At 48.2% G+C, this 4,805-nt stretch carries 6 protein-coding genes; 1 reads left to right on the top strand and 5 read right to left on the bottom strand.

Annotated features, from left to right (window positions below; genetic code table 11):
* From J07HQW2_RS09165 to J07HQW2_RS09145, 5 genes are all read right to left on the bottom strand, one after another.
* The coding region (locus J07HQW2_RS09165; RefSeq protein WP_021055190.1) for a sulfatase-like hydrolase/transferase at positions 1-737 on the bottom strand (737 nt) is incomplete at its 3' end.
* Between the two features lie 17 nt (positions 738-754).
* Complete coding sequence (locus J07HQW2_RS09160) at positions 755-1,687, bottom strand: NAD-dependent epimerase/dehydratase family protein (RefSeq protein WP_021055189.1); 933 nt, start codon at positions 1,685-1,687, stop codon at positions 755-757.
* A 160-nt stretch (positions 1,688-1,847) separates the two neighbouring features.
* Positions 1,848-2,837 carry a glycosyltransferase family 4 protein gene (locus J07HQW2_RS09155; RefSeq protein WP_021055187.1) on the bottom strand — a complete coding sequence of 330 codons (990 nt, stop codon included), beginning with the start codon at positions 2,835-2,837 and terminating at the stop codon, positions 1,848-1,850.
* Complete coding sequence (locus tag J07HQW2_RS09150) at positions 2,838-3,065, bottom strand: hypothetical protein (protein ID WP_021055186.1); 228 nt, start codon at positions 3,063-3,065, stop codon at positions 2,838-2,840. It lies immediately after the preceding gene.
* A gap of 35 nt (positions 3,066-3,100) precedes the next feature.
* Positions 3,101-3,568 (bottom strand): DUF1616 domain-containing protein, encoded by a 468-nt coding sequence (locus J07HQW2_RS09145; protein WP_048075220.1) that lies wholly within the window; start codon positions 3,566-3,568, stop codon positions 3,101-3,103.
* A gap of 73 nt (positions 3,569-3,641) precedes the next feature.
* Between J07HQW2_RS09145 and J07HQW2_RS09140 the strand changes: the two genes are divergently transcribed.
* Positions 3,642-4,799 carry a DUF1616 domain-containing protein gene (locus J07HQW2_RS09140; RefSeq protein ID WP_021055184.1) on the top strand — a complete coding sequence of 386 codons (1,158 nt, stop codon included), beginning with the start codon at positions 3,642-3,644 and terminating at the stop codon, positions 4,797-4,799.
* Positions 4,800-4,805: the final 6 nt, after the last annotated feature.

Below are 4,805 nucleotides of genomic sequence, written 5' to 3'. Positions count from 1 at the left end.
AGTTCGTACAACAACACATCGCCGAAGCGAATTGAGTCATCATAGATGTCGACGATTTTCTGGATTTCCTTCTGAGAGAGGTCCGGATCCATCTCATCAATCAGCTGATTGCAACGCCAGTTGTAGTAGTACTGTTGGAATAGAGAACTCCACTTCCGATGTCCACGTGGGGTAAGATGAGGAAAGTGCGTGTCGAGTGAAAACACCCATAAAAAGAATGGCTCGGACTGTGCCGTCACCCACTCTTCAATCTGATCGATATATCGGTCCCACGTTTTGAACGCCTCTTCACGACGAAGATAATTCCTGAAATTTCGTATAAGAGTGTATAGCGTCGAGTCTGAGAGGTGATTCTGGAAGATTTCTTGATACCAGTCTGTCGAGAAGAGAAAGTCCTCGAAATGATCGAAACCGCGGTCGAAGCCATAATGTCGAGAGGCGTATGCATTCGGATTGAACGCCCCTGTCGTGTACCCTGATTCGGATAGCTCCTCGGCAAGTGTCCCGTGTCGAGCTAAGTGTTGACTCGAGTATGATGGATCAGCGACGCGGTCTCTGGCAACCATCGGCTCTCCTGTGAGTGTTCCTGCCATCGAGGGATTCGTTCGTGATGCAGGGGCGATAGCACGTGGGAAGCTCATGCCCTCCTCAGCGAGTGCATCAAGATGGGGTGTGGTATCCCGCTCATATCCCAAATGTCCACAGTGATCAGCACGGAGACTATCGTACGTGACCATCACAATATTCCGATTCGTCACGTCACGAGCACCTCTCTATTTTGTGTGAGCAATTCTCGGAGTCCCTCGCGGAAATTAACGTGTGGTTCCCACGCAAAGTCCGTGGTGAGTTTGGAAACATCGGCCTCAAGATGTGGGCGGTCACTCTCGCGGGTACGGTCGTCATCTTGGGTGATAGTGATTGATTCATCAAGTGCAGCACTCGTTTCTTCAACAACTTCACGAACCGAGTAGGGGTCGCCCGTGCCAATATTATACGGTTCGAACGTGCCTTTGAATTGCGTACCAAGACACTCCAATGCCCTGGCGGCATCATCAACATGAATAAAGTCGCGCTTTGGGCTGAGATTTCCAAGTTCGATGTCGCGTCTGCCAGCACGCACTTGCTGTAGAATCGCTGGGATCAGATGTTCGTTCGTTTCATTCGGACCATAGACATTGAATAGACGAGCTGCGGTGATAGAGACGTTTGTTTCCTGTGCAAAGAGTCGACAGAGATCTTCACCGATAAGCTTGGTTCGACCATAGATATCCATCGGTCCGGTCGTTGTGGATTCATGATTAGCCTCATCACGAGGCGGGTAGACAGCAGCTGTCGAGGCAAAGACAATGTTCGAGAGTGAATCAAGTTGGCGAGCCACGTTCAATATATTACGCGTCCCCATGACGTTGACCTCGAATGCCTCCTCAGGATTGGCGTTACAATATGGGATATAATGTAATGCTGCAAGATGATATATCGTATCAGGGTCAAACTCAGTCAGTATAGATTCGAGTGCCTGATCACGGATATCAACGGATTCAAACTGTGGATCAATATCAAGCAACGAGCGATCCCCGTTAGCCTCGGTGTCGAGAACCAGTATTTCAGTCGTATCTGAAGCAAGGCGCTCGACAAGATGAGATCCAATGAATCCAGCGCCGCCAGTGACGACAATTCTCTCGGTCATCAACTATGCATCCGTAGACATGGCACTTGAATATGCCTCCTCTAATTCTGTTACAATACGATCCCATGCGTGGGCTTCTCCATACGAGTGGGCATGCGTTGAAACCTGAGTGAGTGTGGTCTCGTCTGTTAGACAGTCCGTCAACTGCTGTGCTAGGGCATCAGCTGTTGGGTCGGTGATGAATCCCGTTCTGTCCGTCGTCAACGACTGCAGTTGAGCCATTCTCCGGGTGAGAGACAACGACTGCAGGCGTCCCGCAAGCGTTAGCCTCAAGAATAGTATTCGGAAATCCCTCACGAATTGATGGAAGAACAAACACTGAGGCGGCTTTGAGGTGTGCGATAACATCGCGATCGGCATCAACAAATCCTAAGAATGTGATTTCACTCTCGATATCAAGTGTCTCAGCCTGTGTTTCGAGCTCCTCTCGTTCGGGTCCATCGCCGATAATCCCGATTGTGAGCGATGTTTGGATTTGACGTTCGATTTCTGGAATCGCTGCTATTAGCTGGTTTACACGCTTGTGCTCGGAGAGTCGTCCGACGAATAGCAGATCCCAGCTCGTGTCGCTAGCTGGAATCGACTGTAAATTATCAAAATCAACACCATTTTCGACCACGGTAAGTGGTTTTGTCGTGCCAATCGCACGGAGATCGTCGGCAATAAAACTTGAAATCGGGATGATCCTTGCTGGGAGTCGTGTCGTGAACCGTTCGATAAGTTGTCCAAATACCCCCTTCAGCCCCAGATACTCATACCAGTACTTATCCCAGACCTCATACCAAGTAATAACTAGTGTTGCCCCGGTTATGAGACTGTTCGCCTTTGCAACGAAACATGGAAAATACGGGAACTCCTGACAGTCGATAATATCGAATTCTTTAGTCAGTAGTGCAGGTATAAGCCAGAGAGCAAAATATAATGCCTGTAGAATTGACCTTCGCCCCTCGGTATAGAGCTCGATGGGTTCGCACACACCGTGTAGTGTGACGCCCTCGCGCTCGATAGTTGTTGGTCCGTCCCAGTAATGCATGCCATAGAGGTGGACATCATGATCAGTTGCGAGTCGACGAGCGAGTTCCCAGATACGTTTCTGTGCACCGCCTTTCTCGTAGGGAAATACAGCGTCGTAGACAAATGCGATACGCATCTAATCGTTGAGATATCCAAGTGATCTGAGACGGTCTTCGACCTGCTGGTCGGTCACGGTCGGTTGCTCGGTGTTTATTTGGTCTCTTTCGAGATGCTCGAAGGTAACTCTTAGGACGTGTTGAACATATGCATCTGCTGAATCGAACTCTGTTTGACCTACTCGTGTCTGTAACTGATCATACAAATCTGTTGGAACCGTTACACTCGGCGAAGCGGAATCACTCATATCTATCAAAATATGATGTCACAGCCGGTAAATATCTACCGAGGCGTGGTCGCTGTCTCATTGACTCGGATGAAAAGCCGTGTCTGAAGCGCTGGATTAGTCTCATTCTGTTTGTATAGCTGAAATTGCACACGGTACCGAGCGGGTTCTGAGGGAGCCTCCAGTTGAACTGGGTACAACCGAGTCTCATTGTCTGCAAGGCGAAGTTGGTGTGACTGAGTCGTTGTTTCATTCCACACAACAGTGATGCGATATGAAAACGATTGATGCTCATGATTGCCAATACCAAGTGTCACATTTGTCGTTGCATTCGGCTGAAGACGATCAGGATATGATGCTGTGGTCGTGGTATTCGTCTGCGGTTCAGCCGGATCAATAAAGAATTCTGAGTGCGCAGCAGTCGTCAATCCTGGATTCATTGCAAGGTAACCAGTACTCATGATAGCAGCGAGTAGCATAACGGCAATTGCCCGAGTGAGCCAGATTTTCCGACGAGATGACACAGTTAGTACTGTTTGAGCATCATATAAGATACCTCGGGAAGCAGATTTTTATCTAGACACACGAATAAAGAATATGTCTGTTCGGGAGTACTGGTGGACGCAACTGCAATCAACACTCCCGAGTTCGCTTACGGATCTTCGAGAGCGGCATCTATTGTTATTCATAATCGGTCTGTTCGCTGGAGTGCTTCTGATTGAACAGTTGGGAGTTGAACTGAGTCTCCTTCGACCAGTAATCATCGTCCCAATCTTGACGTTCCTTCCAGGATTGTTCATCATTCGTATTCTTGATGTCGAACGGATTGATCTAACGTACACAGTCCTGTACTCACTGGGTGTGAGTTTGATGATGTGGATGTTGGGTGGATTTGTGCTGAACGCATTTCTCCCATTGGTTGGTGTCGACCGAGTTTTCTCTGTGTCTGTGCTCGGTATGGCTGCGACAATCGGTTTGAGTGGACTATTCATGCTCGATAGAAGGTATGTCGACTCAAGTCCACTCCCGCTTGGACTTCTCTCACAAATGTGGAATCCGTGGTCCCTCGGGTTATGTATACTCCCGTTCGCTGCAGTGCTTGGGGCGCGAACAGTCACTCGATTCGGAAATAATGTACCAATACTGGCTGTACTGGTAATTATTGCAGGAATTGTCGTTGCAGGCTACGCCGGACTGATCCCACGACGGTATCTACCGCTCGCGATTTTTGTTGTTGCGGCTGCGTTGTTATTACACAATTCCGTTTTGAATCATGTCCTTGCTTGGGATGCATCGAAAGAGAAACGACTGGCACAACTGGTGATTACCAATGGCGTGTGGGATCCGACCGTTGGTGGAAAATGGATGAAGAATGCGATGCTCCGGATTGTGTTGCTCCATCCAATATATGCTCTACTGAGCGATATTCCACTCACATGGGAATTTAAAACAGTAAGTCCACTTTTATTCGCATTCGCGCCCGTAGCTGCATTCAAATGCTATCAGGTAGTGGTAAATCGTCGATTAGCATTTCTGTCGGCGTTTCTTCCCATGTCGATGTTTGCATTTTTTACAGTCCTGTCGGTCAACAGTCGCACAAGTGGTGCGTTGTTATTCTTAATGCTGGCAGGGTTGACGGTGACAGATTCAGTAATTGAGTATCGAAACCAACGAATCCTATTCACGCTATTTTTATTCGGTATGATCATTTCTCATTATGCAGTTTCATATATTGTTTTGATCGCATCGGGCTGATCGTTC

It is taken from the genome of Haloquadratum walsbyi J07HQW2, assembly GCF_000415985.1.
Classification (GTDB): Archaea; Halobacteriota; Halobacteria; order Halobacteriales; family Haloferacaceae; genus Haloquadratum; species Haloquadratum walsbyi_B.
Note: the sequence above shows the minus strand (reverse complement) of the source record. Positions and strands in the feature narration are given on the sequence as shown.

Bases quoted from the DNA above. Each gene is read 5' to 3' on its own strand.
- J07HQW2_RS09150 (WP_021055186.1), bottom strand. From the start codon at position 3,065: ATGAGTGATTCCGCTTCGCCGAGTGTAACGGTTCCAACAGATTTGTAT.
- J07HQW2_RS09160 (WP_021055189.1), bottom strand. From the start codon at position 1,687: ATGACCGAGAGAATTGTCGTCACTGGCGGCGCTGGATTCATTGGATCT.
- J07HQW2_RS09155 (WP_021055187.1), bottom strand. From the start codon at position 2,837: ATGCGTATCGCATTTGTCTACGACGCTGTATTTCCCTACGAGAAAGGC.
- J07HQW2_RS09140 (WP_021055184.1), top strand. From the start codon at position 3,642: ATGTCTGTTCGGGAGTACTGGTGGACGCAACTGCAATCAACACTCCCG.